25 protein-coding genes and 1 tRNA gene are annotated in these 24932 nt (G+C 68.9%); 12 read left to right on the top strand and 14 right to left on the bottom strand.

The genetic code is table 11. The annotated features are described in order from the left end of the window. Positions 1–50 precede the first annotated feature (50 nt). The 3 genes from BU28_RS0103480 to BU28_RS0103495 all read right to left on the bottom strand — a co-directional run bounded on the left by BU28_RS0103480 (position 51) and on the right by BU28_RS0103495 (position 5202). A complete protein-coding gene (locus BU28_RS0103480) occupies positions 51–1340 on the bottom strand; it encodes a PQQ-dependent sugar dehydrogenase (protein WP_028718215.1) in 1290 nt (429 codons plus the stop codon). 330 nt (positions 1341–1670) lie between these two features. Next, positions 1671–3914 (bottom strand): phosphoenolpyruvate--protein phosphotransferase, encoded by a 2244-nt coding sequence (ptsP, locus tag BU28_RS0103490; protein ID WP_028718216.1) that lies wholly within the window; start codon positions 3912–3914, stop codon positions 1671–1673. A 31-nt stretch (positions 3915–3945) separates the two neighbouring features. Beyond that, positions 3946–5202, bottom strand: a complete 1257-nt coding sequence (locus BU28_RS0103495; protein WP_028718217.1) for an aspartate kinase — start codon at positions 5200–5202, stop codon at positions 3946–3948. Positions 5203–5396: 194 nt separating this feature from the next. Here BU28_RS0103495 and BU28_RS24095 point away from each other — a divergent pair, with 194 nt between their 5' ends. The 3 genes from BU28_RS24095 to BU28_RS26005 are packed head-to-tail and all read left to right on the top strand — an operon-like array spanning position 5397 to position 9437. Then, entirely contained in the window at positions 5397–7133 is a 1737-nt protein-coding gene (locus tag BU28_RS24095) for a hypothetical protein (RefSeq protein WP_051577695.1), read from the top strand. Between the two features lie 8 nt (positions 7134–7141). Further along, on the top strand, positions 7142–8116 hold the full coding sequence (locus BU28_RS0103505) for a hypothetical protein (protein WP_028718218.1): 975 nt from the start codon (positions 7142–7144) through the stop codon (positions 8114–8116). 58 nt (positions 8117–8174) lie between these two features. Beyond that, positions 8175–9437, top strand: coding sequence for an SIP domain-containing protein (locus BU28_RS26005; RefSeq protein WP_081791261.1), 1263 nt, complete (start codon positions 8175–8177; stop codon positions 9435–9437). An 82-nt stretch (positions 9438–9519) separates the two neighbouring features. Here BU28_RS26005 and BU28_RS0103515 read toward each other — a convergent pair. From BU28_RS0103515 to pdxH, 4 genes are all read right to left on the bottom strand, one after another. Further along, a tRNA-Pro gene (locus BU28_RS0103515) sits at positions 9520–9596 on the bottom strand. 52 nt (positions 9597–9648) lie between these two features. Further along, on the bottom strand, positions 9649–10146 hold the full coding sequence (locus tag BU28_RS0103520) for a DUF192 domain-containing protein (protein ID WP_028718220.1): 498 nt from the start codon (positions 10144–10146) through the stop codon (positions 9649–9651). Further along, a complete protein-coding gene (locus BU28_RS0103525) occupies positions 10143–10736 on the bottom strand; it encodes a cold-shock protein (protein WP_028718221.1) in 594 nt (197 codons plus the stop codon). Before BU28_RS0103525 ends, BU28_RS0103520 begins: the two co-directional genes overlap by 4 nt. Before the next feature lie 144 nt (positions 10737–10880). Continuing rightward, entirely contained in the window at positions 10881–11543 is a 663-nt protein-coding gene (gene pdxH, locus BU28_RS0103530) for a pyridoxamine 5'-phosphate oxidase (protein WP_028718222.1), read from the bottom strand. Between the two features lie 83 nt (positions 11544–11626). Between pdxH and fabI the strand changes: the two genes are divergently transcribed. From fabI to BU28_RS21935, 4 genes are read left to right on the top strand one after another with little or no spacing between them, the layout of a single operon-like run. Further along, positions 11627–12454 carry an enoyl-ACP reductase FabI gene (gene fabI, locus BU28_RS0103535; RefSeq protein ID WP_028718223.1) on the top strand — a complete coding sequence of 276 codons (828 nt, stop codon included), beginning with the start codon at positions 11627–11629 and terminating at the stop codon, positions 12452–12454. A gap of 9 nt (positions 12455–12463) precedes the next feature. Further along, positions 12464–13063 carry a LysE family translocator gene (locus BU28_RS0103540; protein ID WP_028718224.1) on the top strand — a complete coding sequence of 200 codons (600 nt, stop codon included), beginning with the start codon at positions 12464–12466 and terminating at the stop codon, positions 13061–13063. 9 nt (positions 13064–13072) lie between these two features. Then, positions 13073–13570 carry a xanthine phosphoribosyltransferase gene (gene gpt, locus BU28_RS0103545; protein ID WP_028718225.1) on the top strand — a complete coding sequence of 166 codons (498 nt, stop codon included), beginning with the start codon at positions 13073–13075 and terminating at the stop codon, positions 13568–13570. Further along, on the top strand, positions 13570–14046 hold the full coding sequence (locus tag BU28_RS21935) for a DUF2127 domain-containing protein (protein WP_036761835.1): 477 nt from the start codon (positions 13570–13572) through the stop codon (positions 14044–14046). The genes gpt and BU28_RS21935 overlap by 1 nt, the downstream gene beginning before the upstream one ends. Positions 14047–14059: 13 nt before the next feature. Here BU28_RS21935 and BU28_RS0103555 read toward each other — a convergent pair whose 3' ends face one another. The 7 genes from BU28_RS0103555 to BU28_RS0103585 all read right to left on the bottom strand — a co-directional run bounded on the left by BU28_RS0103555 (position 14060) and on the right by BU28_RS0103585 (position 21259). Beyond that, positions 14060–14749: a superoxide dismutase gene (locus BU28_RS0103555; protein ID WP_028718226.1), complete on the bottom strand. Its 690-nt coding sequence runs from the start codon at positions 14747–14749 to the stop codon at positions 14060–14062. A gap of 300 nt (positions 14750–15049) precedes the next feature. Next, the gene (locus tag BU28_RS0103560; RefSeq protein WP_028718227.1) at positions 15050–15247 is read right to left on the bottom strand and encodes a helix-turn-helix transcriptional regulator; all 198 of its coding nucleotides are present in this window, start codon (positions 15245–15247) and stop codon (positions 15050–15052) included. Continuing rightward, a complete protein-coding gene (locus BU28_RS0103565; RefSeq protein ID WP_028718228.1) occupies positions 15244–15612 on the bottom strand; it encodes a hypothetical protein in 369 nt (122 codons plus the stop codon). Before BU28_RS0103565 ends, BU28_RS0103560 begins: the two co-directional genes overlap by 4 nt. An 87-nt stretch (positions 15613–15699) precedes the next feature. Further along, positions 15700–17202, bottom strand: a complete 1503-nt coding sequence (gene trpE, locus BU28_RS0103570; protein ID WP_028718229.1) for an anthranilate synthase component I — start codon at positions 17200–17202, stop codon at positions 15700–15702. Next, positions 17202–19133, bottom strand: coding sequence for a peptidylprolyl isomerase (locus BU28_RS0103575; protein ID WP_028718230.1), 1932 nt, complete (start codon positions 19131–19133; stop codon positions 17202–17204). Before BU28_RS0103575 ends, trpE begins: the two co-directional genes overlap by 1 nt. Positions 19134–19216: 83 nt before the next feature. Beyond that, entirely contained in the window at positions 19217–20401 is a 1185-nt protein-coding gene (locus BU28_RS0103580; RefSeq protein WP_028718231.1) for an aminotransferase, read from the bottom strand. 12 nt (positions 20402–20413) lie between these two features. Next, on the bottom strand, positions 20414–21259 hold the full coding sequence (locus BU28_RS0103585) for a hypothetical protein (RefSeq protein WP_028718232.1): 846 nt from the start codon (positions 21257–21259) through the stop codon (positions 20414–20416). Positions 21260–21401: 142 nt separating this feature from the next. Between BU28_RS0103585 and BU28_RS0103590 the strand changes: the two genes are divergently transcribed. Genes BU28_RS0103590 through moaC form a run of 5 tightly spaced genes read left to right on the top strand, consistent with a single transcriptional unit; the run spans position 21402 to position 24931 of the window. Beyond that, positions 21402–21992 carry an anthranilate synthase component II gene (locus BU28_RS0103590; RefSeq protein WP_028718233.1) on the top strand — a complete coding sequence of 197 codons (591 nt, stop codon included), beginning with the start codon at positions 21402–21404 and terminating at the stop codon, positions 21990–21992. Further along, the gene (trpD, locus tag BU28_RS0103595) at positions 21989–23017 is read left to right on the top strand and encodes an anthranilate phosphoribosyltransferase (RefSeq protein ID WP_051577696.1); all 1029 of its coding nucleotides are present in this window, start codon (positions 21989–21991) and stop codon (positions 23015–23017) included. The genes BU28_RS0103590 and trpD overlap by 4 nt, the downstream gene beginning before the upstream one ends. Further along, positions 23014–23676 carry a uracil-DNA glycosylase gene (locus BU28_RS0103600; RefSeq protein ID WP_028718235.1) on the top strand — a complete coding sequence of 221 codons (663 nt, stop codon included), beginning with the start codon at positions 23014–23016 and terminating at the stop codon, positions 23674–23676. The genes trpD and BU28_RS0103600 overlap by 4 nt, the downstream gene beginning before the upstream one ends. Further along, positions 23673–24464, top strand: coding sequence for an indole-3-glycerol phosphate synthase TrpC (gene trpC, locus BU28_RS0103605; protein WP_028718236.1), 792 nt, complete (start codon positions 23673–23675; stop codon positions 24462–24464). Before BU28_RS0103600 ends, trpC begins: the two co-directional genes overlap by 4 nt. Continuing rightward, on the top strand, positions 24461–24931 hold the full coding sequence (moaC, locus tag BU28_RS0103610) for a cyclic pyranopterin monophosphate synthase MoaC (RefSeq protein ID WP_028718237.1): 471 nt from the start codon (positions 24461–24463) through the stop codon (positions 24929–24931). Before trpC ends, moaC begins: the two co-directional genes overlap by 4 nt. Position 24932 lies beyond the last annotated feature (1 nt).

Raw genomic sequence — 24932 nt, forward strand, 5'->3', positions numbered from 1 at the left:
CGCGCGGCGGCCCTGATCCCGGGCCGCCGTTGCCGTTTCCACGGCTCATGTCACGCGCCGGTCACGCGCCAGACCACGTTCCCCACATCGTCCGCCATCAGCAGGGACCGCCCATCCGGCCCCAGGGCGACCCCGACCGGGCGACCGCGGGAATAGCGCTCATCCTCTGACAGGAAGCCCCACAGGATGTCGCGCGGCGGACCCGAGGGGCGACCGTCCCGGAACGGCACGAAGATCAGCTTGTAGCCGCTCAGGATCGATCGGTTCCAGCTGCCGTGCTGGCCGATGGCCATGCCCTCGCCAAAGCCCGGCAGCGTCCCCTCGGGCACCCAGCACAGCCCCAGCGAGGCGGTATGGCCGCCAAGCGCATAGTCCGGCCGGATCGCGCGCGCGACCTCGGCCGGGTCTTGCGGCACACGGTCGTCGATGGTCTGGCCCCAATAGCAGAATGGCCAGCCGTAGAACCCGCCCTCGCGGACCGAGGTCAGGTAATCGGGCGGCGTCTCGTCCCCCAGCCCGTCGCGCTCGTTCACGACGGTCCACAGCGCGCCGGTCTCGGGCTCCCACGCCATGCCAACCGGATTGCGCAGGCCCGAGGCGAAGACGCGCGCCTGGCCGCCCTCCAGATCGACCTGCCAGATGGCGGCGCGACCCTCCTCGACCTCCATGCCGAAATCGGCGATGTTGCTCAACGAACCGACGCCCACGTAAAGCTGCCGCTTGTCGGGGGACAGCAGCAGGCTGCGCGTCCAGTGGCCGCCGGGCTTGAACCGGGCAAGCAGCCGCCCCTCGCCCTCCAGCCGGGTGGCGCCGGTCTGATAGCGGAACTCCAGCAGCGCGTCGGTATTGCCCAGGAAAAAGCGCTCGCCCACCAGCGCCATGCCAAAGGGCTGGCGCTGCCCCTCGACAAAGGTTTCGCGGACTTCGGCCACGCCGTCGCCGTCGGCGTCGCGCAGCAGGCTGACCCGGTTCGCGCTTTTGCCCAGGGCGCCCGCGCGGCGCATCGTGGCTTGCGCGGCGCGGTCCAGCAGGGAACGCGGAGGGTCTTCCTCTTGCTGGGATTCGGCGACGAGCACATCGCCGTTCGGCAACACCTCGACCCAGCGCGGATGGCGCAGGTCGCGGGCGAAGGCGTGAACACGCGGGCCCTCAGCCGCCTGGGGCACCTCGCCCTCGGCCCAGCCGCGCGCCGTCGGCATCTTGAGCGTCATGATGCCCTGTTCGCGGGCGCCGGGGATCTGCGGCGCGGTCCCGATGGCCGGCTCGCGCGGCGCGTTGCGTCGCCGCAAGGCCACCATGGCCGCCCCCACGATCTGCGTCGCCCGTGCCATCATGTCCATCGGCCACCCCTTTTCCGCGCCTTTCCAAAGGCTAACGCAAGCCGCCCCGGCGTGCAAAGCGATTGCAGCCGATGCCAGGTTCCCGATTATTTCTATCAACTATTTGATATGAAAGGTTTTTCTTGCAGCCGCCGGGCGAATCGCCTATAGCGGGTTCAGGACAGCCCGCCAGCCCTTCGCCAGCCAGCACTCCTGCCAGCCCGGCCAGCCGGTCCGCATCGTCAGGCAGCCTGATGCCACCCGGATGCGACCCGCCCGCAGGCGCTCCGCCAGCCATGATGCCAGCATTGGGCGCCCGGACGGGTCAGCCGCCACTCAGAATCTTGGGGATCAGTTCCTCGCCAGCCAGTCCGTGACGGTGCGCCGCAGGTTCGTCTCGCCCGCCGCGCGGGCCGCGTCGATGGCTGCCTTGAGTTCCGACAGGTCGGTGCGGCGGATCAGATGCTTGACCGGCCCGATCGAGGCCGGGCGCATGGACAGCCGCCGGAACCCCAGCGCGGCAAAGGTCACCGCTTCGATCGGGCGGCCCGCATCCTCGCCGCAGAAGCTGACCGGCACCCGCGCCTCGTTGCAGCGCTGCAGGATCTGCTCCAGCAGGCAGATGAACGAGGTGTTGAGCGCGTCATAGCGCCGCCGCACCCGTTCGTTTTCCCGGTCGGCGGCAAAGAAGAACTGCTTGAGGTCGTTGCCCCCGACCGAGATGAAGTCGCACATCTCGAAGAACTTGCGCGGTGCGAAGGCCAGCGACGGGGTTTCCAGCATCGCCCCCACCCGCACATCCGTGGGCATGGCATGGCCCAACCGCTGTTCGCGGGCGATCTGCTCCATCAGCAGGCGATGCGCCTCCTCGAACTCGTTCATCTCGGTGACGAAGGGGAACATGACGTAAAGCGGCCGCCCGACCGCCGCCCGGATCAGCGCCTGCAACTGCATCCGCAGCACGCCGCGCTTGTCCAGCCCGACCCGGATCGCGCGCCAGCCCATCGCCGGGTTCGGCTCGTCCTGCGGCTTCATATAGGGCAGCACCTTGTCCGACCCGATGTCGAGCGTGCGGAACATCACCGGCTTGCCATGGGCGTTGTCCAGCACATGCGCATAAAGCGCCGCAAGCTCGCCCCGGCGCGGGACGCGGGTGCGGGTCAGGAACTGCAATTCGGTGCGGAACAGGCCGACGCCCTCGGCGCCCGAGCTTTCCAGGCTGGGCAGGTCCGCCATCAGCCCGGCATTCATGTAAAGCTGGATCGTGGTGCCGCAGGTCGAGGTGGCGGGCAGGTCACGCAGGCCGGCATAGCGGCTTTGCGCCTCGGCCTGCATGGCCATCTTGTCGCGAAACGCCTTGGCGACCGATTCCTCGGGGCGCAGGTGGACGATGCCCATGTCGCCGTCGACCAGGATCGGGTCGCCGTTCAGCGCCTCGGTGGTGATGCGTTCGGCGTGAATGACCAGGGGGATGGCCAGCGCACGGGCGACGATGGCGGCATGGCTGCCGACCGAGCCCTCCTCCAGCACCACGCCGCGCAGCTTGCGGCCATAGTCCAGCAGTTCGGCCGGGCCGATGTTGCGGGCGATCAGGATCGGATCGTCGGGCATCTCCGCGCCGGTGTCGCGTCCCTGCCCGGTCAGGATGCGCAACAGCCGGTTCGACAGGTCGTCCAAGTCGTGCAGCCGGTCGCGCAGATAGGGATCGGCCGCGCTTTCCAGCCGGGCGCGGGCCTGGCTTTGTTCCTTTTCGACCGCCGCCTCGGCCGAAAGGCCCAGGTCGATGGTTTCCTCCATCCGGCGCATCCAGCTGCGCGAATGGGCGAACATGCGATAGGTCTCCATGACCTCGGCGCTGTCGCCCTTGCCCATGTCGGCCTCGGCCAGCATGGAATCGACCGTGGTGCGCAGCATGGCGACGGCCTCGCCCAGCCGGGCCTTTTCCTTTTGCGGATCGTCGGCGACCGGGTTCGTCACCACCACGCGCGGCTCGTGCAGCCAGACCCTCCCCTCGGCCACGCCCTCCTGCCCGGTGGCGCCCCGAAACATGGTCGGGAAGCGGTGCGCCGGCGGCAGGCTGTCGGATTGCGTGCCCAGGAACGCGCCCAGTTCGGCCATTTCGGCCAGCACCATGGCCACCACGTCGAGGCCGTAAACCTCGTCCTCGGAAAACTGGCGCGCGTCGCGGGACTGCACGACCAGCACGCCCAGCTTTTCGCCGACGCGCTGGATCGGAACGCCCAGGAAGCTGGAAAAGATTTCCTCGCCCGTCTCGGGCATATAGCGAAAGCCGGGCTCGGCCGGGGCATTCGCCGTGTTCACATGGCGGCCGGTGCGGGCGACGCGGCCGACCAGCCCCTCGCCCAGGCGCAGGCGGGTCTTGTGCACGGATTCGGGGTTCAGCCCCTCGGTCGCGCACAGTTCAAGCGTGTCGGCGTCACGGAACAGATAGATCGAGCAGACCTGCGTGCCCATCGAATCCGCGATGTGATGGGTGATCTGGTCAAGCCTGTCCTGGCCGCCCCCCGGAGCCGCCAGAGTTTCGCGCAGGCGCCGCAGCAACTTGCGTGAATCACTGTCCTTGCGTTCGGCCACGCACCCTCCGCCTTCGGCCCGGAACCCTTGCTCAGGCCTGTTCCAATTCGAAGGCATCATGCAGCGCCTGCACGGCCAGTTCCATATATTTGCGGTCGATCAGCACCGAAATCTTGATCTCGCTGGTGGAGATGACCTTGATGTTGATGTTTTCATCGGCCAGCGCCTTGAACATGCGGGCGGCGACGCCGGCGTGGCTGCGCATGCCGATGCCCACGACCGAGACCTTGGCGACCTCGGGGTCCACGACCAGGTCGTCATAGGCGATATGGCCGGCGGCCTTGGCCTCTTCCATCGCCTTCTTGGCCCGGGCGACCTGGTTCACCGGGCAGGAGAAGGTCATGTCGGTGACCGATCCCGGATGATCCTCGTAGTCCTTTTCCGAGATGTTCTGCACGATCATGTCGACGTTCACGCCGGCCTCGGCCAGCGGCGCGAAGATCGCGGCCGAGATGCCGGGCTTGTCCTCGACCGTGACCAGGGTGATCTTGGCTTCCTCGCGGGAATAGGCGACGCCGTTGACGACTTTCGATTCCATGATTTCATCCTCATCGCAGACCAGGGTGCCGCTGGTCTCGTCGGTATCCTCGAAGGAACTCAGCACCCGCAGGCGGACCTTGTAGCGCATCGCCAGTTCGACCGAACGGGTCTGCAGGACCTTGGCCCCCAGGCTCGCCAGCTCCAGCATTTCCTCGAAGGCGATCTTGTCAAGCTTGCGGGCCTTCGAGGTGATGCGCGGGTCGGTGGTATAGACCCCGTCCACATCGGTATAGATGTCGCAGCGCTCGGCGCCGAAGGCGGCGGCGAAGGCGACGGCGGTGGTGTCCGAACCGCCCCGGCCCAGCGTGGTGATGCGGCCCTCGGGCGACAGGCCCTGGAAGCCGGCGACCACAGCGACCTTCATGCCTTCGGCGAACTTCTGGTCGATGTTCTTGCGCGGGATGTCGACGAAGCGGGCCGAGCTGTGCTGCGCGGTGGTGTTGATCGGCACCTGCCAGCCCTGCCAGGACCGCGCCGGCACGTCCATTTCCTGCAACGTCAGCGCCATCAGCCCGGCGGTCACGTTCTCGCCCGAGGCGACGACGGCGTCGTACTCGCGCGCGTCGAACAGGGGCGAGGTCGCCTCGACCCAGCCGACCAGCTCGTTGGTCTTGCCCGACATGGCGCTGACGATGACGATGACATCATAGCCCCGCTCGACCTCGCGCTTGACCTTCAAGGCGGCGTTCTTGATGCGGTCCAGGTCGGCCACCGAAGTGCCGCCGAATTTCATCACCAGAAGCGGCATTCCCACCCCCCAGCCTCTCAGGATTTCAGGGGGGCCTTCTATGGGGCGCACGGAAAAAGGGCAAGGGCCGAACGGCGGCCGCAGGCGCGGCGGGGCGTGGAAAAATCGCCGCGGCCGTTTGGCGTTAGCGTTTGATTAACCAATGCGTGCCAAGAACGCGGGAAACGACCACGCGGCAAGGGGCAGAGGCGACCATGGCAGAACAGCACTTCGAAACCGTCAAGGCGCAGGTCAAGCTGGTGATCTGGGACCTGGACGAAACGCTTTGGCGCGGCACCCTGTCCGAGGAAGGCATCCAGCCCGTCCAGGCCCATCTCGACATGGTGCGCACACTGGTCGATCGCGGCATCATGTGCTCGATCTGCTCGAAGAACGACTTCGCCCAGGCGCGTGCCGCCGTCGAGTCGCTGGGTATCTGGGATCTGTTCGTCTTTCCCCATATCGCCTGGTCGCCCAAGGGGCAGGCCATTGCCCAGATGATCGACGAGATGGGCCTGCGCGCCGAAAACGTGCTGTTTCTGGACGACAACCACCTGAACCTGGAAGAATCGCTGTTCTTCAGCCCCGGGCTGATGACGGTCGATGCCTCGCGCGCCGACCTGCCCGCGCTTCTGGACCTGCCCCAGCTTCAGGGCAAGGACGACCGCAGCCATTCGCGGCTGGCCCAGTACAAGGTGATGGAACAGAAAAAGGATGAACGCGAAAATTCGGGCCTGACGAATGCCGACTTTCTGCGCCAGTCCCAGATCAAGATCAGGATCATCACCGATGTGGAAAACCACATGGACCGGGTGCTGGAAATCCTGAACCGCACCAACCAGCTGAACTTCACCAAGGTGCGCGCCAACACGCCCGAGGAACGCAAGGCACTCGAGGCGCTGCTGGCCGTCTCGGGGATGCACGCGGGGCTGGTCGAGGTGCAGGACCGCTATGGCGATTACGGCGTCGTGGGCTTTTTCTGCGTGCGGACCAAGTTTTCCGGCACCACCGTCCATCACTTTGCGTTCTCGTGCCGCACCCTCAACATGGGGGTCGAGCAATGGGTCTGGCAGCACCTGAACCGGCCCGAATTCGATGTGGTGGGCCCGGTCGCCAGCAAGCTGACCGACCATGGCGAGATCGACTGGATCACCGAGGTCACCGATTTCGAATCCGGCGCCAACCAGCTCGAGGAACGGCGCCTGTGCCTGGTCGGGGGTTGCGACCTTTTGCAGGTCAGCTTCTATTGCGGCACCAACCGCGACGAATTCGTGAACAAGCCCGACGATCAGCGCATGCTGGTGCGCCACGACGACGTGGGCTTCATCCTGAACCCGCGCGACAAGTCCCTGAAGCACTCCTATGCCCTGCGCCATCTGGTCGGCCAAAGCTACGAAGACATGCTGGCCTTCGACCGCTCGGTCCGGGAATCGGACCTGATCCTGCTTTCGCTCTATTTCTCGGTGCCGTCGGACCTGTTCTTCACCTATGGCGGCAAGGCGTGGGGCGGCGAATACTGGGCCACGATCCCGCCGCGCCGCTTCAAGAAGCTGATGAAGGATCCCGAGCTTGCCGCGCGCTTCGCCAAGGAGATGTATCACCGCCGCCTGACCCTTGACGAGCGGCTGGACCTGACCCGGCTATGCCTGGAACGGGTGGACGGGCTGCGCCGCCCCGACTCGCCGCTGTTCATCCTTTCGGCCGTCAGCGACCATGGCGAGCAGGCCGAGCGCACTCGCGACATCCGCCTGTCCTACAACGCCATGTGCCGCGATTTTTGCGCCGCGACGCCGAACAGCCATTTCATCGACGTGGACCGCCTGCTTGCCCCCGAGGAGTTCGTGGACAGCGACCATTACACCCGCACCGGCTATTTCAAGATCGCCGAGTTCGTGAACAGCTATGCCCGCACCGCCGGACAGGCCGCCCTGCCCGGCCACCGCGCGGCATGACGGGGGCGATGCAGGACCGCGGTGCCGCGCCGGCCCATCTGCGGCAGGCGCCGCCGCAGCCCAGGCTGCTGTTCGACGGCGACCATCTGCAACTGCTCTACCTGCCGGGTGCCGCGCCCCTGACGCTGCTGACCTTCGACATCATGCATGCCCGCGCCAATGGCCGGAGCGCCTTCGCGCGCCGGCTGTGCGAACGGAACGGCTTTACCTTGCTGGGCGTGGTGCCCAAGCATCCCTGCTGGTATCCCCGCCTGGAAATCGCCCGGATCGCCGACCAGTGCCGGACGCTCGCGCGCGGGGGCACCATCGCCTATGGCGCCTCGATGGGCGGCTACGGGGCGCTGCGCTGGGGCCGCTTCCTGGGGGCGGACCATGTGCTGGCCTGCAGCCCGCAGATCACCATCGACCCGCGCGAGACGGGGGACCACGACCGGCGCTATGTGCGCTTCTTCGATCCGGCCCTGCACCGGGACATGCGCGTGCGCCCCGAACACCTGCCCGAACGCGCCGCGCTGCTTTACGACCCGCGCTTTCGCTTCGACCGCTTCCAGGCCGGCCTGATCGCGGGCGCCCCGGGGCTGGGGATGATCGCCCTGCCCCATGCGGCGCATGGCACGGCGGCCTGCCTTGCCGGGTCGCTTCCCGCCCGCGCCGCCTTCGATCTGCTGGTGCAGGCCGAGACAGAGGCCCTGCGCCGCCTCCTGCTGGCCCGGCGCAAGACGGTTCCGACCTATCGCCTGGAACTGGCGGCGACCGCCCTGCGCCGGAACCGCCCTGCCCTGGCCGAGGCGTTGGCCGCCCCGACACGCGGGACGAATCCGACCGGCTACCACCTGCTGATGGCGCGCCAGCGCCTTGCGCTGCATGACCCCGCAGGCGCCGAGGAGCATTATCGCGCGGTCCTGGCGCTGAAGCCGGATCACGCCATCGCCCGGCTGCGGCTGGACAAGCTGCGCGCCGTGCGCGACCGCAGCGCCGCCTGATCCAGAAAGGCATCCAGATATATCTTGATTTTCGATATATCGGGATTATACGGGCGGCATGAAGCAGCCCGACCATGCCGAACGCCGCCCCGGCCGCCGCGGGCGCAGCCCCCTGGATTACGGAGAGCTGCGCCTGTTCCTGCTGACGATCATCGCGGATCGCCCCAGCCACGGCTATGAGCTGATCAAGGCGATCGAGGAGCGCACGGGCGGCCATTACATCCCCAGCCCCGGCGCGATCTATCCCAATCTCTCCTGGCTCGAGGACCTGGGCCTTGTCACGGTGCAGCCCCAAGGCGGGCGCAAGTGCTATGCCATCACTCCCGAGGGCCGCGCCTTCCTGGCCGCCAACCGCCCCGCAATCGGGGCGATCCTGGTCCGCGACTGGACCGTTCCGACGGGCGATCCGGTTCGGGCGGGAATGCAGGCGCTGAAATCCGCGCTGGCCACCGTCCTGGCCGGACCCGAGGATCCCGCCCGCCTCTCGGCCATCGCAGACCTGCTGCAAACCACCGCCCGGGCGATCCGGGAGAGTGCCCCGCCCCGGCGAAACGACACCGAACAAGGGATTTCCGTCACGATGGAACAGATCACCACCCGCCACCGCTTCGACATTCGCCGCCGCCCTCTTGTCGTGCGGGACAAGACCCGCGTCACGCCGCAGATGATCCGGCTGGTCCTGGCCGGCGATGACCTGGCCGATTTCCAAAGCCCGGCGCCCGACGACCACGTCAAGCTGCTGATCGACGGTCCGGGGGGTGAGCCGGTGATGCGCGAATACACCCCGCGCGCCTTCGACCCCCAGGCCGGGACGCTGACCATCGACTTTGCCGTGCATGAGGCGGGACCAGCGACGCAATGGGCCGTCGATGCGGCACCGGGCGACCGGCTGACGGTCGCGGGCCCGCGCGGCTCGACGGTGATCGCGCCGGTCTTTGACTGGTGGCTGCTGATCGGCGACGAAACCGCCCTGCCCGCGATGGGCCGCTGGGTCGAGGGCATGGCCCAGGGCGCCGCCGTCACCACGCTTGGCCTGGTTACCGGCCCGGCAGAGGAGCAGCACTGGCAGACCCTGGCGAACCATGTCGCGCATTGGTGCCACCGCGCCGATCCCGCCGATCCGCAGGCCGCGGCCTCTGCCGTGGCCGGGCTGGACCTGCCCGAAGGCCGGGGCTTTGTCTGGATCGCCGCCGAGGCCGGCGTCGCGCGCCACATCCGCGACCATTTCCTGACCGCGCGCAACCACCCGCGCCACTGGCTCAAGGCCGCCGGATACTGGACCGCGGGCAAGGCGGACACCTCGGACAAGACCTTGGAGTGACCGGGACAATCGGACAAGGAGTCACACGCTCGGCATGGCCATCACCTTGCCCGCAAGGCTCGGCAAAGGGCGAAGCGGAGACTGGTCGGGGCGAGAGGATTCGAACCTCCGGCCTACGGTACCCAAAACCGTCGCGCTACCAGGCTGCGCTACGCCCCGAACCTAGGGCTGTCTAGCGACTTGAGCGCGCGGGGAAAAGCGGAATCTGCCGCTATCCGCCGCAGGGCGCAAGCGCCCTGTCCTGGGGCAGCCCGGGATGGGCCAGCGCCATGCCGGGGCGGATTCCCAGCCGGGCGGCGTCGCCGCCGGGCAGTTCCAGCACCATCAGCCGCTCGGGTGCGGGATCGCCGATTGCCGCCCCCGGGATCGAGGTTTCGTCCAGCGGGCGGGCCATGGGATGGACGTGGCGCACCTCGCCCCGCGCATCCAGAAAGACCATGTCCAGGGGAATCAGCGTGTTGCGCATCCAGAAGCTGACCCGCTGCGGGGCTTCATAGATGAAAAGCATGCCCGTGCCCGGGGCCAGGTGGCGCCGGAACATCAGCCCCCGGGCGCGTTCCTGCGGATCGTCGGCGATTTCGACCGGCACCGTGACCGGCACGGCACCGCCCAGGAAAACCGCCCGGTCGGGACGGCAACTTTCAGACTGGGCCTTGGCTGCGTGCCCCATGCACAGGGCCAGGGCGATGACTGCAGCCTTCCATTTCATACCGCGCCCGCGACAAGCCGCAGTTTAGCGAGCGCGGCTGCCCCCCCCAACTGGGCACCCTTCGCCTCGTGGGCGGCACGCTCCCAAGACAGGATCTGGGCGGCCATCATCCCCCGCCGGCCATCCACCACGCGCAGGGCGATCGCCTCGCCCACGGCAAGATCGGCAAAGCCGGAGTGGCGCAGAACCTCGATATGCAGAAAGACATCGGCCTTCTGCTCGAAGATGTTCGCAAAGCCGAACCCCTTGGCCTTGTCGAACCACTTCACGCGGGCGGGCAGCAGCGGCAGCCGCGCCACCTCCTCGGGCGTGGCCGAGCACAGGTCGGCGATGGCGGGCATGGGCTCGGCAGCGGGCGGCTCGATCGAGAGCACCTCGACCGCCTGCACGCCCCGCGGCGTCTGCTGAACCATGGCCCGGACGCGCGCGCCCTCGGCCACCGAGCTTTGGCCGAAGTTGCGCAGCACGTTGGCGTGCAGCAGGATATCGGCGCCCCCCTCGGGGTCGGTCAGGAAGCCAAACCCCTTGGCCCCGTCGAACCATTTCACGACGCCGGCGACTTCTCGCTGCTGCTCGTCGTTATCGTTCATTTGCTTTGTTATCCCATTCGAAAGAAAAACCGTCTCAACCAAGCTTCAGTCCAATACCCCTTTACCCAGGGCAGAGGCAAACTGAACGGACCGGGCTTATCATAAGTCAGGTTTTCCATACCATGAGCAAATCAACCTCCGGCATCAAGGGCTAAGACGCTCGACAGACCAGAATCTTGCGTCCGATTCGGACTTATCGGACAGGATATCGCTGCCCTGCCTGCCGTTTTCATAAGCAATCCAACGGAATCTGTCATGCAGTCTGAACGCGCCATCGGCCCAGAATTCGATCTGCACCGGGCGAATCCGGTATCCCCCCCAGTGCGGAGGCCGGGATGGGTTCAACCCAAGATTGATGCTTTGGCGCGCGACATCGGCCAGCAGCGCGTTGCGGCTTTCCAGGGGGCGGCTCTGGCGCGAAACCCAAGCGCCGATCCGCGACTGCAGGGGACGCGAGCGGTAATAGGCGTCCGCCTGCGCATCGTCAACGCGACTGACATGGCCGCGCACGCGAATCTGGCGGCGCAGCGATTTCCAGTGCAGCACGAAGGCCGCGACCCCGGTCGCCTCGATCTGGCAGCCCTTGGCGCTTTCGAAATTGGTGTAGAAGACGAAGGCGCCGTCCGCGCCGGCGCCCTCGATCTCTTTCAACAGCACCATGCGCACATCGGGCAGGCCGTCGGCATCCACCGTGGCCAGGGCGATGGCGTTGGGGTCGTTGGGCTCGGTCCGCTCGGCCTCGGCCAGCCAGGCCCGAGCGATGGCAAAGGGGTCGTCCCCGGCGAATATTCCCGACCGATCTGTCATGGCAGCGCAATCACCGACACTTGATGCCCCCTTGCAGTTGTCCTAATCCTGCTGAAAACCGAAGAAGCGCGAGGGGCAGCATCATGTCAAGTGAAGCCGGTATGGGGCTGATGAAAGGGCGGCGCGGCCTCATCATGGGGCTGGCCAACGACAAGTCGATCGCCTGGGGCATCGCCAAGGCGCTGGCGGACCAGGGGGCGGAACTCGCGTTCTCGTATCAGGGCGAGGCGCTGAAGCGCCGGGTCGCGCCGCTGGCGGCGCAGCTGGGTTCGGACCTGCTGGCCGAATGCGACGTGTCCGACGAGGCGTCCATCGACGCGCTGTTCGCCACGCTGGCGGAGCGCTGGGACAGCATGGATTTCATCGTCCATGCCATCGGCTTTTCCGACAAGGACCAGCTGCGCGGCCGCTATGCCGACACCACGCGCGACAACTTCCTGATGACGATGGACATTTCCGTCTATTCCTTCACCGCCGTGGCGCGCCGTGCCGCAGCCATGATGCCCAATGGCGGGTCGATGCTGACGCTGACCTATTACGGCGCCGAGCGCGTCATGCCGCATTACAACGTCATGGGCGTCGCCAAGGCCGCGCTGGAGGCGTCGGTGCGCTATCTGGCCGAGGACCTGGGCAAGGACGGCATCCGCGTCAACGCGATCAGCGCGGGGCCGATCAAGACGCTGGCCGCCTCGGGCATCGGCGATTTCCGCTATATCCTGAAATGGAACGAGCTGAACTCGCCGCTGCGACGCAACGTCAGCCAGGACGAGGTCGGCAAGTCTGCGCTGTATCTGCTGTCGGACCTGGGTTCGGGCGTGACAGGGGAAACGCATCATGTCGACTCGGGCTATCATATCGTCGGGATGAAGGCGGTGGACGCCCCCGACATCGCCACGACGAAAAAGGAATAGCCCCCCGGAATGACCGTCGAGCAAGTCATCGCGCTTGTCTCGGCGCTGTCGCTGGCGATCCTGACGCCGGGGCCTTCGATCATCGCGACGATCCAGACGGCGCTGGCGCATGGCCGCGAGCGTGCCCTGCCCTATGCGCTGGGGCTGGCCTGCGGCGCCTCGCTGTGGTGCGTCTTTGCGCTGCTGGGGCTGGCGGTGGTCTTTCGGCTGCATCCGGGATGGTTCGCGGCGCTGAAGGTGTTCGGCGGCTTTTACCTGCTGTGGTTCGCCTGGCGGCTGTGGGCCGCGTCCTCGCGCCCGCTGCCGCCCGCCGCCTCGGGGTCGCGGGGCTTTTTCGGCGGCATCGCCCTGAACCTGTCGAACCCAAAGCCCGCGCTGTTCTATGCGGCGCTGATCCTGTCGGTCTTTCCCGCCGCCATGTCCGGCCGGCAGCAGGCGACGCTCTATGCGATCTGCCTGACGACCGAACTGTTCTGGTACGCCCTGGTCGCCGTTCTGATGTCGACAGCCGCCATGCGCGCGCGCTATTTTGCCGCGAAGTTCTGGATCGACCGGGCGGCCAGCCTTGCCATGGCGGCATTGGGCATCCTGTTGATCGTCAAGCATTAAGGAGCCAGCATGACCGACCGCCTGCCCCATGAACGCGGATTCCACATCAGTTGGGACCAGATCCACCGCGACTCGCGCGCGCTGGCCTGGCGGCTCGAACACCGGGAATGGCGCGCGATCCTGGCGATCACCCGCGGCGGCCTGGTCCCGGCGATGATCGTCGCGCGAGAGCTGGACATCCGCGTGATCGACACGATCTCGGTCAAGTCCTACCAGGGCAAGGGCGGGCAGGAGCGGGGCGAGGTCAAGGTGCTGAAGGCCCCCGACCCGGCAGTGATGCAGGATGGCGAGGGCATCCTGGTGGTCGACGACCTGGTCGATTCCGGCCGCACGCTGGAGCATGTGCGCAGCATGTATCCCAAGGCGCATCTGGCGACCGTCTATGCCAAGCCCAAGGGCCGCCCCATGGTCGAGACTTATGTGACCGAGGTCAGCCAGGACACCTGGATCTTCTTCCCCTGGGACATGGCGCTGCAATACGTCCAGCCTTATCGGGGCGAGGATTGATGAAGCATATCAAGGGGGAACACGGACCGCTGCACTGGCTGTTCGAATCCACCCTGGTGCTGAAATCGGTCTTTGCGCTGCTGGAAATCGCGGCCGGGCTGGGGCTTTGGCTGGTGCCCCATGCCCGGATCGAGGATCTGACCGGCTGGCTGGTCCAGAGCCACCTGATCGAGGGGCACGGCAGCCCGGTCTATGCCCGCGTGGCGCAGGTGATGGGCGCGTTCAGCCTGGCAAGCCAGCATTTCTATGCGCTGTACCTGGCGGCACACGGGGTCGTCAAACTGGCCATCGTGCTGCTGCTGATGCGCCGCGTGGCCTTTGCCTATCCTTTGGGAATCGTGGTGTTTTCCGGCTTCATCGTGACCCAGCTGCACCGCTGGAGCCACACCCATTCGCCGGTCCTGCTGGCGCTTTCGGCGCTGGATCTGGTGGTCATCGGATTGACCTGGCGCGAGTGGCGGGGCCAGCGCGGCTGACCCCGCCCGGGCCTCAGTCGGCTAGAGCCGCGGCGTAGCGTTCGGACACCTTGCCCCAATCCACCACATCCCACCAGGCCGACAGGTATTCGGGACGGCGGTTCTGGTAGGTCAGGTAATAGGCGTGTTCCCACACGTCATTGCCCAGGATCGGCGTGCCCTTCTTTTCGGCCACGTCCATCAGCGGGTTGTCCTGGTTCGGGGTCGAGGTGATTTCCAGCTGGTCCTGGTCGTTCACGATGAGCCAGACCCAGCCCGAGCCGAAGCGGTCGGCGCCCGCCTTCTCGAAGGCCTTGCGGAACTCCTCGGGCGAACCGTAGACCGCGGTGACGGCCTGCGACAGCGGCTCGGACATCTCGTCCCGCTCGCCCTCGGGCGCCATGCTTTCCCAGAAGAATGTGTGATTCCAATGACCTCCGGCATTGTTGCGGATCGCGGGGGCATAGGTTCCGGCATTGGCGACCAGGTCCTCGAGGGTCTTGCCCTGGGCGTTGGCGTCGGCGGCCACGGCCTTGTTCAGGTTGTCCACATAGGCCTTGTGGTGCTTGCCGTGGTGCAGCTCCATCGTCTCGGCGCTGATCGCGGGGGCGAGGGCGTCGGCGGCATAGGGCAGATCCGGCAGCGTGAAGGGCGCGTCGGTCTGGGCCATCGCCAGGGACGGCAGCGCCGTGACGGTTGCGATGATCGCGAGTCGGTCCAGCATCGGGTTCTCCGTATCTATGGGCTGGCTCAACCGGCGGGGGAAGGGATTGTTCCGTCCAAAGCGCCGGCCCCGGGCCGCGCAACGGCTGCGTGCGTTGCGTGGGGTGCACCGGGGTCCGGGGGGATGCAGGTTTTCCGGGAAATGCTGGGGTTTTGGCTGTGACAGCCGTGCACGGAGCGTACACCGCGCGTACACAGGGCGTATGCCGCGCCACGCCATGATCCGGGCGTGACGCCCCGTTGCGCGCCTGGCGATGGGTATCTGGAAAACGGAAAGCCGCTGGCGCCGGGTCCGGGGCCGTCAGTCGGGGTCGGGCTGGAACACCTGTTCCACGGTCAGGCCGAAGAGCCGGGCGATGGCGAAGGCCAGCGGCAGGCTGGGATCGTAGCGGCCGCGTTCCAGCGCGTTCACGGTCTGGCGCGAGACCTGCAGCTGCCGGGCCAGGTCGGCCTGCGACCAGCCGCGCTGCTGGCGGAGGTCGGGGATGCGGTTCCTCATCCGTGGCGCAGCCGGCCGAGGCAGGTGCCGATCGTCCAGAGCAGGGCCATCAGCGGCCAGACCACGAACATCGAGAGGTGCGGGTAGCCCTCGCCTTCGAGAAAGCCGTAGCCGAAGGTGAGGAGCGCGGTGCCGGCAAAGGAGAGCGCCAGCGCCTCGAATTGCAGCTTGCGCTGCATTTCGTCCATGCGGCGGATGATGGCGACCACGGCGGCGCAGACGATGGCCGCGGGCAGCATCGGCATGAGCGAGACCAGCAGGCGGGTGCCCTGGTCCTGGATCCCGCCGGCAAGCAGGCGCTGCGACAGGACCAGCAGCGCGACATAGCCGGCCATTCCGGCGGCAAACCCGATCCAACCCCGCATGGCATCCCCCTTGTTGTAAAGCGTGCTTTCCATATCGAGGATTGCCGTCGTCGATGTCAAGCGTGCTTTACACCCGGCGCGGCCGGGTCAGCCATTCCCCCGCACGAACCTTGCCGCTTCCTCGGCGGCGCGGCGGAGGGCGTTCGACTTGTTCACGGTTTCCATGAACTCGGCCTCGGGGTCGCTGTCGTAGACGACGCCGCCGCCGGCCTGGATGTAAAGCTTGCCGTCCTTGATGACGCCGGTGCGGAGCGCGATGCACATGTCCATTTCGCCATTGGCGGCGAAGTAACCCACGCCGCCGGCATAGACGCCGCGCTTTTCGGGTTCGAGTTCGTCGATGATCTCCATCGCGCGGACCTTGGGTGCGCCCGAGACGGTGCCGGCGGGCATGCCGGCCAGCAGGGCGGAGAGCGCATCCTCGCCCTCGCGCAGCTCGCCCACCACGTTCGAGACGATGTGCATGACGTGGGAATAGCGTTCGACGATGAACTGCTCGGTGGGCGTGACGGTGCCCATCTTGGCCACCCGGCCCACGTCGTTGCGGCCGAGATCCAGGAGCATCAGGTGCTCGGCCAGTTCCTTTTCGTCCGACAGGAGGTCCGCTTCCAGCGCGCGATCCTCGTCGGGGGTGTCGCCGCGCTTGCGGGTGCCGGCGATGGGGCGGACCGTCACCTGGCCTTCGCGCAGGCGCACCAGGATTTCGGGGCTGGCGCCGCAGATCTGGAAGCCGCCGAAGTTCAGGTAGAACATGAAGGGCGACGGGTTGGTGCGCCGGAGCGAGCGGTAAAGCGCGAAGGGCGGCAGCGGGAAGTCCATCGACCAGCGCTGCGACGGCACCACCTGGAAGATGTCGCCCGCGCGGATGTAGTCCTTGGCCTTTTCGACGGCCGCCAGATAACCCTCGCGCGTGAAATTGCTGCGCAGTTCGCCGACCTTCAGATCATGGCCCAGCGCGCGGGGTTCGTGCGGCTGGCGGTCGAGCGAGCGCAGCGCCTCGGACAGGCGCTCGGCGGCCTGGGCATAGGCGGCGCGGGCGGGGATGCCGTCCTGGGCCCAGGCGGGGGCGCACAGCAGCACCTCGCCCTTGACGCCGTCCAGGACCGCGACGACCGAGGGGCGCAGCATCATCGCGTCGGGCAGGTCCAGCGGATCGGGGTTCACGTCGGGCAGGCGTTCGACCAGCCGGATCATGTCGTAGCCGAGATAGCCGAAGAGGCCCGCCGCCCCCGCCGGAACGCCGTCGGGCATGTCGATGCGGGTTTCCGCGATCAGCGCGCGCAGGCTGTCGAGCGCGGGCCGGTCGTCGGGCTGGAAATCGTCCGAATAGCGCGCGTTGCGGTTGATGCGCGCCTTGCCGTCGCGGCATTCCCAGATCAGGTCGGGTTTCATCCCGACGAAGGAGAAGCGGCCCCGGATCTCGCCCCCGGTGACGCTTTCCAGCATGAAGCTGTTCGGCGCCGCCTCGGCCAGCTTCAGCATCAGGCTGACCGGCGTATCCAGATCGGCCGCCAGCCGCATGGTCAGAAGCTGGTTGCGGCCCGCGTTCCAACCCCGTTCAAACGCCGGGAAATCGGGAGAGATGTCCATCATTGGGCCTGTGCATTCACCGCATCCACGGCGGTCTGGTTGACGGTCGCGCCGGCGCGGGCCTGAAGCGCCCGGCTGTAATAGTCGAACACGTCCTGGCGCAGGCTGTCGGCCATCCGCGCCGCGATGGCGTCGCGCATCTGACCCGCATCCTCGCCCGAGACATCGGCGGGGTGGATCTGGTCGAGCGTCACCAGGAACACCCGGTTTTCGGCATCGACCACCTCGGTCGCGCCGGGGGTCTCGATCTGGAACGCCTGGGTGACTAGCGCCTGCGGGACGCCCGCGATGAAGCCGCCGCGCACCAGCCCGGTTTCGGCGCGGCCCCGGTCGGGCGCGGGCGCCGGTTCGGGCTGGGCCACCGGGGCGGGCTGGGCGCCGACCGCCTGGGCCACCGGGGCGGTGGCGGCGGGCGTCGGGCCGGCGGGTTCGGCCGCGGCCTCGGTCGCAAGCTTGCGCTCTTCGGCCAGGGCCAGAAGCTGGCGGTGGGTCTCGTTCTGAGTCCAGTCCTCGGCCACGCGGTCGCGCACCTCGGCGAAGGGGATCAGGGCGGGGGGTTCGATGGCGTCGAGGCGCAGGACGAAGACGCCGCCATCCTCGAAGGTGGCCAGTTCGGGGAAGTCGCGTTCGGTCAGCGCGCCCGCCTTCTGGCGGAATTCGGGATAGGCGGCGATGCTGTCGGGGGTCGCCTGTTCCTGGCCGGTCCAGTCGATCTGGCCCAGTTCCATCGGCGTGTCGCGGGCCAGATCCTCGAGCGAGGCGCCGCCGGCGATCATGTCGGAGAACTGCGCGGCCTGGTCGTCGATCTGGCGCCGGGCGCGGTCCACCGCCGCCTCGACCCGCAGGTCGGCCCGGGCCTGTTCGAAGGACACGTCCACCGGCTCGAGGATGGCGTTCATGGAATAGAGCGCGGGGCCGAGGTCGCTGGGCGCGGGCCCGGCGATGCCGGGCTGGTCCAGCGCGAAGACCGCCTCTCCGGCGGCGCCGAGCTGGGCCTGGGTGACTTCGCCCAGGTCGATGTCGGCAAGCGTCAGCCCGCGTTCGGCGGCGAGCTGTTCAAAGGTCGTCTCGCCCCGGTCGAGGCGGGCGCGCGCCTCGGCCGCGGCGGCCGGGGTCGGGAACACCAGGCGTTCGACCATGCGCCGCTCGGGCTGCTGGAATTCGTCGATGCGGCTTTGATAGAGGTCGCGGAGCGCCTGGTCGTCGACCTGGACCTTGTCCTCCAGCATCTCGGGGGTCAGCCAGGCATAGGTGATCTTGCGCGTCTCGGGCCGGGTGAAGCGGTCGGCATTGGCCTTGTGCCAGGCCTCGAGCGTGGCGTCGTCGGGCGTGGCGATGGGCGCGGGCAGATCGGCCGCGGTCAGCTCCTGCCAGTGGATGTCGCGGGTTTCCAGGAGCCAGGCGAGCGAGCGTTCGGTGACCGAGGGCGAGGCGGCGACGGCGGCCAGCGTGGCGCCCTGCAGGATCTGGCGCGCCTCGTCCATGCGCAGGTCGTGTTCGAATTCCGCCTCGCGCAGCCCTTCGCGCTTCAGCGCGTCGGCATAGCGGGCGCGGTCGAAGCGGCCGTCGAGCCCCTTGAAGGCGGGGATCGCGGTGATCTGGTCGGCCACCGCCTTGTCGCCCACCGAGACGCCGATGCGGTTCGCCTCGTCCTCGAGCGCGGCGGCGACGTAGAGGCGCGAGAGCGCGGCCTGGTCGAGGCCGATGGACTTCGCCTCGGCCGGGGTCAGCTGGCGGCCGGTCTGGGCAGCGAAGCCCTGGATCTCGGTGCGCAGCGCCCGGGCGTAGTCCTGGGACGAGATCTCGACATCGCCGACGGCGCCGACATCGGCGGTCCCGCCCGAGAAGTTGGTGACGCCGAAGCCGCCCAGGCCCAGCACCAGCATGCCCATCAGCAGCCATACGATGGTTTGTTTGCCCTTGCCGCGCATCTGCCCTGCCCTTTTTCGTCGCTTGCGCCAGTCTTTAGGGGGATGCGGGGCCGCGGGCAAGGGCCGCGCGGGCCCGCCGGCGGTCACAATCGGTCGGGGTCCCAGCCGCGCAGCCGCTCGACCAGGCGGGCGATGCCGTCGCGGTCGGCGTTGGCGAAGGCGATGCGGAAGTGGCGCGCGCCCTGCGGATCGGCCTCAGGCATGAACATGGTGCCGGGCAGCATCAGGATGCCCGCCTGCCGGACCAGCCGGGGCGCCAGCGCGGCCGCGCTTTCGGCGAAGGGGTGTTCGACCCAGGCGAAATAGGCGCCGCAGCCCTTGACGCGCCAGCCGTCGAGCGAGGCGATGCCCCGGGCCGCCGCCTCGCGCCGGGCCAGGATCTCGGCGCGTTCGCCCGCGAGCCAGGGGCCGAGGTTCTGCATGCCCCAGAGCGCGCCGATCTGGCCAAGCTGGCTGGCGCAGATGGCCAGCGTGTCGAGCACCTTTTCGACCTCGGCCATGCGGTCCTCGCTGGCGATCAGCGCGCCAACGCGGTGGCCGGTCAGGCGGTAGGCCTTGGAAAAGCTGTAAAGCTGGATCAACGTGCCCGGCCAGTCGGGGTCGGCGAACAGGTCGTGCGGCGCGCCTTCGCGGCTGTCGAAATCGCGATAGGTCTCATCCAGGATCAGGGCGATGCCGCGGGCGCGGGCGAGATCGTAGAAGGCACGCACCGTCCCGGCCGGGTATTCGGCGCCCGAGGGGTTGTTGGGCGTGACCAGCACGATGGCGCGGGTGCGTTCGGTGATCAGCGCCGCCGCCTGCCCGGCGTCGGGGATCATGCCCGGGCCGCAGGGCAGGCCGACCGCGCCGATGCCCTGCATGTCGAGCCACATCTTGTGGTTGAAATACCAGGGCAGCGGCAGGATCACCTGGTCGCCCGCCCGCGCCAGCGTCTGGATCGCGGCGCAGAAGGCCTGATTGCAGCCCTGGGTGATGGCGACCTGGGCGGGGGCGACGCTGCCGCCGTAATCCGCCGACCAGCGCGCCGCCACCGCCTCGCGCAGCGCGGGGCGGCCCAGCACGGGGCCGTAAAGATGCGCGTCCGCCTGGTCCAGCGCGGCGCGCGCGATGGCCTGGCGCAGCCCTTCGGGCGGCGGATCGACCGGGGCGGCCTGGCTGACGTTGATGAGCGGCCGGTCGGGCGGAAAGGCCGCATCGGCCAGCCAGCGCCGCGCCTCCATCACCGGGGGGCGGAAGGTCGCGGCAAGGGCGGGGTTCAGGGGCATCATGGGGTCTGGGCCTTATGGGGTCTGGGCCTCGGGTTGGATCAACTGCCCGAGGTCGGGGGGCGTCCACAGGTCGGGGGCGGCCCCGCCGCCGTCCATGTCCTGCCCCTGGCCCGCGCTGCCGGCGACCGAGGCGGCGACCTGGGCCGCGATCGCCTCGGCCTGGGGATCGGCGGGCGCGGGCTGCGGATCGGTGGGCGCGGCAGAGGGAACGGGTTCGGCGGCGGGCGCCTGGTCGCGCGGCGGGGCATCGACGCGGGCAACGGGCAGCGCGGGGGCGCGGGCCTGCTCGGGCATCGGCGCCAGTTCGGGCGCGTCCGGCTCGGGCGGGCGCAGGATCGGGGCCGAGGGCGCCTCGCCCCGCGCCTGGGGCAGGCCGGCCGGGCCCGCCGGAACCGGCGCTGGTTCGGCGGCGGGCATGGCGGCGGGCGCGGGCGCCTGGGGCTTGGGGCCCTGCGGGGCCAAGGGCGCGGGCGCCTGGGGCTGGCGGTCGCCGGTGCGCGCGAATTCCGACCCCGCCGGCAGGCTGAGGCTGTCGGTCGCCGGGGACGCGGGGCGCCGGGTCTCGGCCGGTTCCGGGGCATGTTCCAGGGTCGGCGGTTGCGGCGCGGGCTCGGGGGCGGGGGCCGCATCGGGAACCGGAGCGGGCGCCGGGACGGGTTCGGAGATGGGCGCCGGCGCGGGGATGTCGGGCGCAGGAGTTGAGGGCGCGGGCGCCGGGGTCGTGGCGGCCGGCGCCTCGACCGGGGGTGGGGCTTGGGTGGGCGCCTGCGGCGGCGGCAGGATCAGCGCCAGCGCGACCAGCCCGGCGCCGCAGGCCAGCGCCCCATGAACCAGCCCTGCCGCAAATCCCTTGGCCATTCCGTTCTGCCCACGCCTGTTTTCTTGCCCCGCGGGCTTGACCCCCCGCGCCGCTTTGGCCCATCTATAGCCGCAGATTTTCCGGGGTGCACCCCCCATGCAGGGGCCCTGCCCGCGGCGCGGCCCAATCCAAGGCGACACCATGATCCTGCTTATCGACAATTACGACAGCTTTACCTGGAACCTCGTCCATTACATGGGCGAGGCCGGGGCGGATGTGGTCGTGCGCCGCAACGACGCGCTTTCGGTCGAGGAGGCGCTGGCGATGGGGGCGCAGGGCATCGTGATCTCGCCCGGGCCCTGTACGCCGGGCCAGGCCGGGATCATCGTGCCGCTGATCAAGGCGGCGGCCGGGCGGGGCGTGCCGATGCTGGGCGTCTGCCTGGGCCATCAGGCCATCGGCGAGGCCTTTGGCGGCAAGGTGGTGCGCGCGGACCGGATCGTGCATGGCAAGACCGACGCGATCAGCCACGACGGGACGGGCGTGTTCGCGGGCCTGCCCTCGCCCTTGACGGCGACGCGCTATCATTCGCTGACGGTCGAGCCCGCCTCTCTGCCCGACTGCCTGCGCGTCACGGCGACGGCCGGCGACGGCACCATCATGGGGCTGATGCACCGCAGCCTGCCCATCGAGGGCGTGCAGTTCCACCCCGAAAGCATCGCCTCGGAACATGGGCACGACATGATCCGCAACTTTCTGCGCCGCTGCATGAACCTGGACGCCGCCGCATGAGCGTGACCGACATCCGCCCGCTGATCGGCGTCGCCGCAAGCCGTCCGCTGACCGGGTCCGAGGCCGAGGCCGCCTTCGGCGCGCTGTTCGAGGGCGCCGCGACCCCCGCCCAGATCGGCGGATTGCTGATGGCGATGCGCGTACGCGGCGAGACGGTCGAGGAAATGGCCGCCGCCACCCGCGCCATGCGCGCGCGCATGAACCGCATCAAGGCCCCCGAGGGCGCCATCGACATCGTCGGCACCGGCGGCGACGGCAAGGGCACGCTGAACATCTCGACCGCGGCGGCCTTCGTGGTGGCGGGCGCGGGCGTGCCGGTCGCCAAGCACGGCAACCGCAACCTGTCGTCGAAATCGGGCAGCGCGGATGCGATCACCCATCTGGGGCTGAACGTGATGACGCCCCCCGAAGTCGCGGAACGCGCGCTGGCGGAAACCGGCATCTGCTTCATGATGGCGCCGATGCACCACCCGGCGATGCGCCATGTCGGCCCGGCGCGGGCGGAACTGGGCACGCGGACGATCTTCAACCTGCTGGGGCCGATGACCAACCCGGGATCGGTCCGCCGGCAGCTGACCGGCACCTTCGACCGGGTCTGGAACCGGCCCATGGCCGAGACGCTGCGCGAGCTGGGCAGCGACATGGCCTGGCTGGTGCATGGCGGCGACGGCACGGACGAGCTGTCCATCGCCGGGCCAAGCTGGGTCGCGCAGCTGAAGGACGGCGAGGTGACCGAGTTCGAGGTCTCGCCCGAGGATGCCGGCCTGCCCGAGCACCCGTTCGAGGCGATCCTGGGCGGCGACCCGGCGCAGAACGCGGCCGCGCTGCGCGCGCTGCTGGCCGGCGAGCGCGGCGCCTATCGCGACGCGGTGGCCCTGAACGCCGCCGCCGCGCTGCTGATCGCGGGCAAGGCCGGCAGCTTGCGCGAGGGCGCCGAAATGGCCGCCGGATCCATCGACAGCGGCGCGGCGCAGGCCCGGCTGGAGGCGCTGGCCGCCCAGGTCGGCGCGCCCGAGCCGCAATGACCGCCCCGCCGGTCCCCGCGCCCTGGGCCGACCTGCCGTTCTTTCGGGACGACTGGCCTGCCATCGCGGCGCGGCTGCGCGATCGCGACTGGCTGCCGGGTCCGGGGCGCGTCTTTGCCGCCCTGGCGCTGACGCCGCCCGCTGCCGCGCGGGTGGTGATCCTGGGGCAGGACCCCTATCCGACGCCGGGGCACGCGAACGGACTGGCCTTTTCGGTCACGCCCGAGACCGCCCTGCCCCGCTCGCTGAAAAACATCTTTGCCGAGATGCGGGACGACATCGGCGCGGCGCCGCCGAACGGCGACCTGTCCGGATGGGCGCGCCAGGGGGTGCTGCTGCTGAACACCGCCCTGTCGGTCCTGCCGGGGCAGGCCGGCGCCCACGCGACATGGGGCTGGGACAGGCTGGCGCGGCAGGCCGTGGCGCGGGCCCAGGCCGAACGCCCGCTGGCCTTCGTCCTGTGGGGCGCGCATGCGCAGAAGGCGGTGGCGGGTCTGCCGCGCGACTGCGATCTGGTGATCGCGACGGCCCACCCCTCGCCCCTGTCGGCGCGGCGCGGATTCTTTGGATCGCGTCCGTTCAGCCGGGTGAACGACTGGCTCTGCGCCCGGGGCGAGGCGCCGGTGGACTGGGCGCTTACGGATAAGGACGCAGAATGAACATCCTGGACCGCATCAAGGCCTACAAGCTTGAGGAGATCGCCGCCGCCAAGGCCGCCCGGCCCCTGGCCGAGGTCGAGGCGCGCGCGCGCGCGGCCGATGCCCCGCGCGGCTTTGCCCGGGCCCTGGCCGAAAAGACCGCCACGGGCCACGCGCTGATCGCCGAGATCAAGAAGGCCAGCCCCTCCAAGGGCCTGATCCGGCCGGATTTCGACCCGCCGGCGCTGGCCCGCTCCTATGAGGCGGGGGGCGCCGCCTGCCTGTCGGTGCTGACCGACGGCCCCAGTTTCCAGGGCGCGCCCGAATATCTGAGCGCGGCGCGCGCCGCCTGCTCTCTGCCCGCGCTGCGCAAGGATTTCCTTTACGACCCCTATCAGGTGGCCGAGGCGCGGGCCTGGGGCGCCGATTGCATCCTGATCATCATGGCCTCGGTCGACGACGCTCTGGCCGCCGAGCTTGAGGATGCGGCGATCCACTGGGGCATGGATGCGCTGATCGAGGTGCATGACGCCGCCGAGATGGAGCGCGCCCTGCGCCTGAAATCGCCGCTGATCGGGGTGAACAACCGCAATCTCAAGACTTTCGAGGTCAGTCTTGAGGTGACGCTGCAGCTGGCGCCGATGCTGCCGCCCGAACGCGACCTGGTCTGCGAAAGCGGGCTGTTCACCGCGGCCGACCTGGACCGCATGGCCGATGCCGGGGTGAAGCGCTTCCTGATCGGGGAAAGCCTGATGCGGCAGCCGGACGTGACCGCCGCCACCCGCCAGATCCTGGGAGGCGCGCCATGAGCCTGACGCATTTCGACGCCCAGGGCCAGGCGCATATGGTCGACGTCTCGGGCAAGGCCGACACCGCGCGCGAGGCGGTGGCCGAGGGACTGGTGCTGATGGCGCCGGAAACGCTGGCGCTGGCGCAAGGCGGCGCCGCCAAGGGCGACGTGCTGGGCGTGGCGCGGCTCGCCGGGATCATGGGGGCCAAGCGCACCTCCGAGCTGATCCCGCTGTGCCATCCGCTGCCCATCGCCAAGGTCTCGGTCGATCTTGTTCCGGATGCCGCCCTGCCCGGCGTCCGGGTGACGGCCACGGTCAGGACAACCGGCAAGACCGGGGTCGAGATGGAGGCGCTGACCGCCGTCACCACCGCCTGCCTGACGGTCTATGACATGCTCAAGGCCGCGCAAAAGGACATGCGGATCGAAGGCATCCGCCTGCTGTCCAAGTCGGGCGGCAAGTCGGGCGATTTCAAGGCAAGCTGAG

Origin of the sequence: Paracoccus yeei ATCC BAA-599 (genome assembly GCF_000622145.1) — a bacterium.
Taxonomy (GTDB): domain Bacteria; phylum Pseudomonadota; class Alphaproteobacteria; order Rhodobacterales; family Rhodobacteraceae; genus Paracoccus; species Paracoccus yeei.

What these genes read in the sequence shown, in the direction of transcription:
- BU28_RS0103495 (WP_028718217.1), bottom strand. Translation starts at nt 5,202, where the DNA reads ATGCCGCTTCTGGTGATGAAATTCGGCGGCACTTCGGTGGCCGACCTG.
- BU28_RS0103600 (WP_028718235.1), top strand. Translation starts at nt 23,014, where the DNA reads ATGACCGCCCCGCCGGTCCCCGCGCCCTGGGCCGACCTGCCGTTCTTT.
- BU28_RS0103520 (WP_028718220.1), bottom strand. Translation starts at nt 10,146, where the DNA reads ATGAAATGGAAGGCTGCAGTCATCGCCCTGGCCCTGTGCATGGGGCAC.
- BU28_RS0103555 (WP_028718226.1), bottom strand. Translation starts at nt 14,749, where the DNA reads ATGCTGGACCGACTCGCGATCATCGCAACCGTCACGGCGCTGCCGTCC.
- pdxH (WP_028718222.1), bottom strand. Translation starts at nt 11,543, where the DNA reads ATGACAGATCGGTCGGGAATATTCGCCGGGGACGACCCCTTTGCCATC.
- trpC (WP_028718236.1), top strand. Translation starts at nt 23,673, where the DNA reads ATGAACATCCTGGACCGCATCAAGGCCTACAAGCTTGAGGAGATCGCC.
- BU28_RS21935 (WP_036761835.1), top strand. Translation starts at nt 13,570, where the DNA reads ATGAAGCATATCAAGGGGGAACACGGACCGCTGCACTGGCTGTTCGAA.
- BU28_RS0103525 (WP_028718221.1), bottom strand. Translation starts at nt 10,736, where the DNA reads ATGAACGATAACGACGAGCAGCAGCGAGAAGTCGCCGGCGTCGTGAAA.
- BU28_RS0103540 (WP_028718224.1), top strand. Translation starts at nt 12,464, where the DNA reads ATGACCGTCGAGCAAGTCATCGCGCTTGTCTCGGCGCTGTCGCTGGCG.
- BU28_RS0103505 (WP_028718218.1), top strand. Translation starts at nt 7,142, where the DNA reads ATGCAGGACCGCGGTGCCGCGCCGGCCCATCTGCGGCAGGCGCCGCCG.
- BU28_RS0103575 (WP_028718230.1), bottom strand. Translation starts at nt 19,133, where the DNA reads ATGCGCGGCAAGGGCAAACAAACCATCGTATGGCTGCTGATGGGCATG.
- BU28_RS0103590 (WP_028718233.1), top strand. Translation starts at nt 21,402, where the DNA reads ATGATCCTGCTTATCGACAATTACGACAGCTTTACCTGGAACCTCGTC.
- BU28_RS0103560 (WP_028718227.1), bottom strand. Translation starts at nt 15,247, where the DNA reads ATGAGGAACCGCATCCCCGACCTCCGCCAGCAGCGCGGCTGGTCGCAG.
- BU28_RS0103580 (WP_028718231.1), bottom strand. Translation starts at nt 20,401, where the DNA reads ATGATGCCCCTGAACCCCGCCCTTGCCGCGACCTTCCGCCCCCCGGTG.
- gpt (WP_028718225.1), top strand. Translation starts at nt 13,073, where the DNA reads ATGACCGACCGCCTGCCCCATGAACGCGGATTCCACATCAGTTGGGAC.
- BU28_RS0103565 (WP_028718228.1), bottom strand. Translation starts at nt 15,612, where the DNA reads ATGCGGGGTTGGATCGGGTTTGCCGCCGGAATGGCCGGCTATGTCGCG.
- trpE (WP_028718229.1), bottom strand. Translation starts at nt 17,202, where the DNA reads ATGGACATCTCTCCCGATTTCCCGGCGTTTGAACGGGGTTGGAACGCG.
- BU28_RS26005 (WP_081791261.1), top strand. Translation starts at nt 8,175, where the DNA reads ATGAAGCAGCCCGACCATGCCGAACGCCGCCCCGGCCGCCGCGGGCGC.
- fabI (WP_028718223.1), top strand. Translation starts at nt 11,627, where the DNA reads ATGTCAAGTGAAGCCGGTATGGGGCTGATGAAAGGGCGGCGCGGCCTC.
- moaC (WP_028718237.1), top strand. Translation starts at nt 24,461, where the DNA reads ATGAGCCTGACGCATTTCGACGCCCAGGGCCAGGCGCATATGGTCGAC.
- BU28_RS0103585 (WP_028718232.1), bottom strand. Translation starts at nt 21,259, where the DNA reads ATGGCCAAGGGATTTGCGGCAGGGCTGGTTCATGGGGCGCTGGCCTGC.
- BU28_RS24095 (WP_051577695.1), top strand. Translation starts at nt 5,397, where the DNA reads ATGGCAGAACAGCACTTCGAAACCGTCAAGGCGCAGGTCAAGCTGGTG.
- BU28_RS0103480 (WP_028718215.1), bottom strand. Translation starts at nt 1,340, where the DNA reads ATGGACATGATGGCACGGGCGACGCAGATCGTGGGGGCGGCCATGGTG.
- trpD (WP_051577696.1), top strand. Translation starts at nt 21,989, where the DNA reads ATGAGCGTGACCGACATCCGCCCGCTGATCGGCGTCGCCGCAAGCCGT.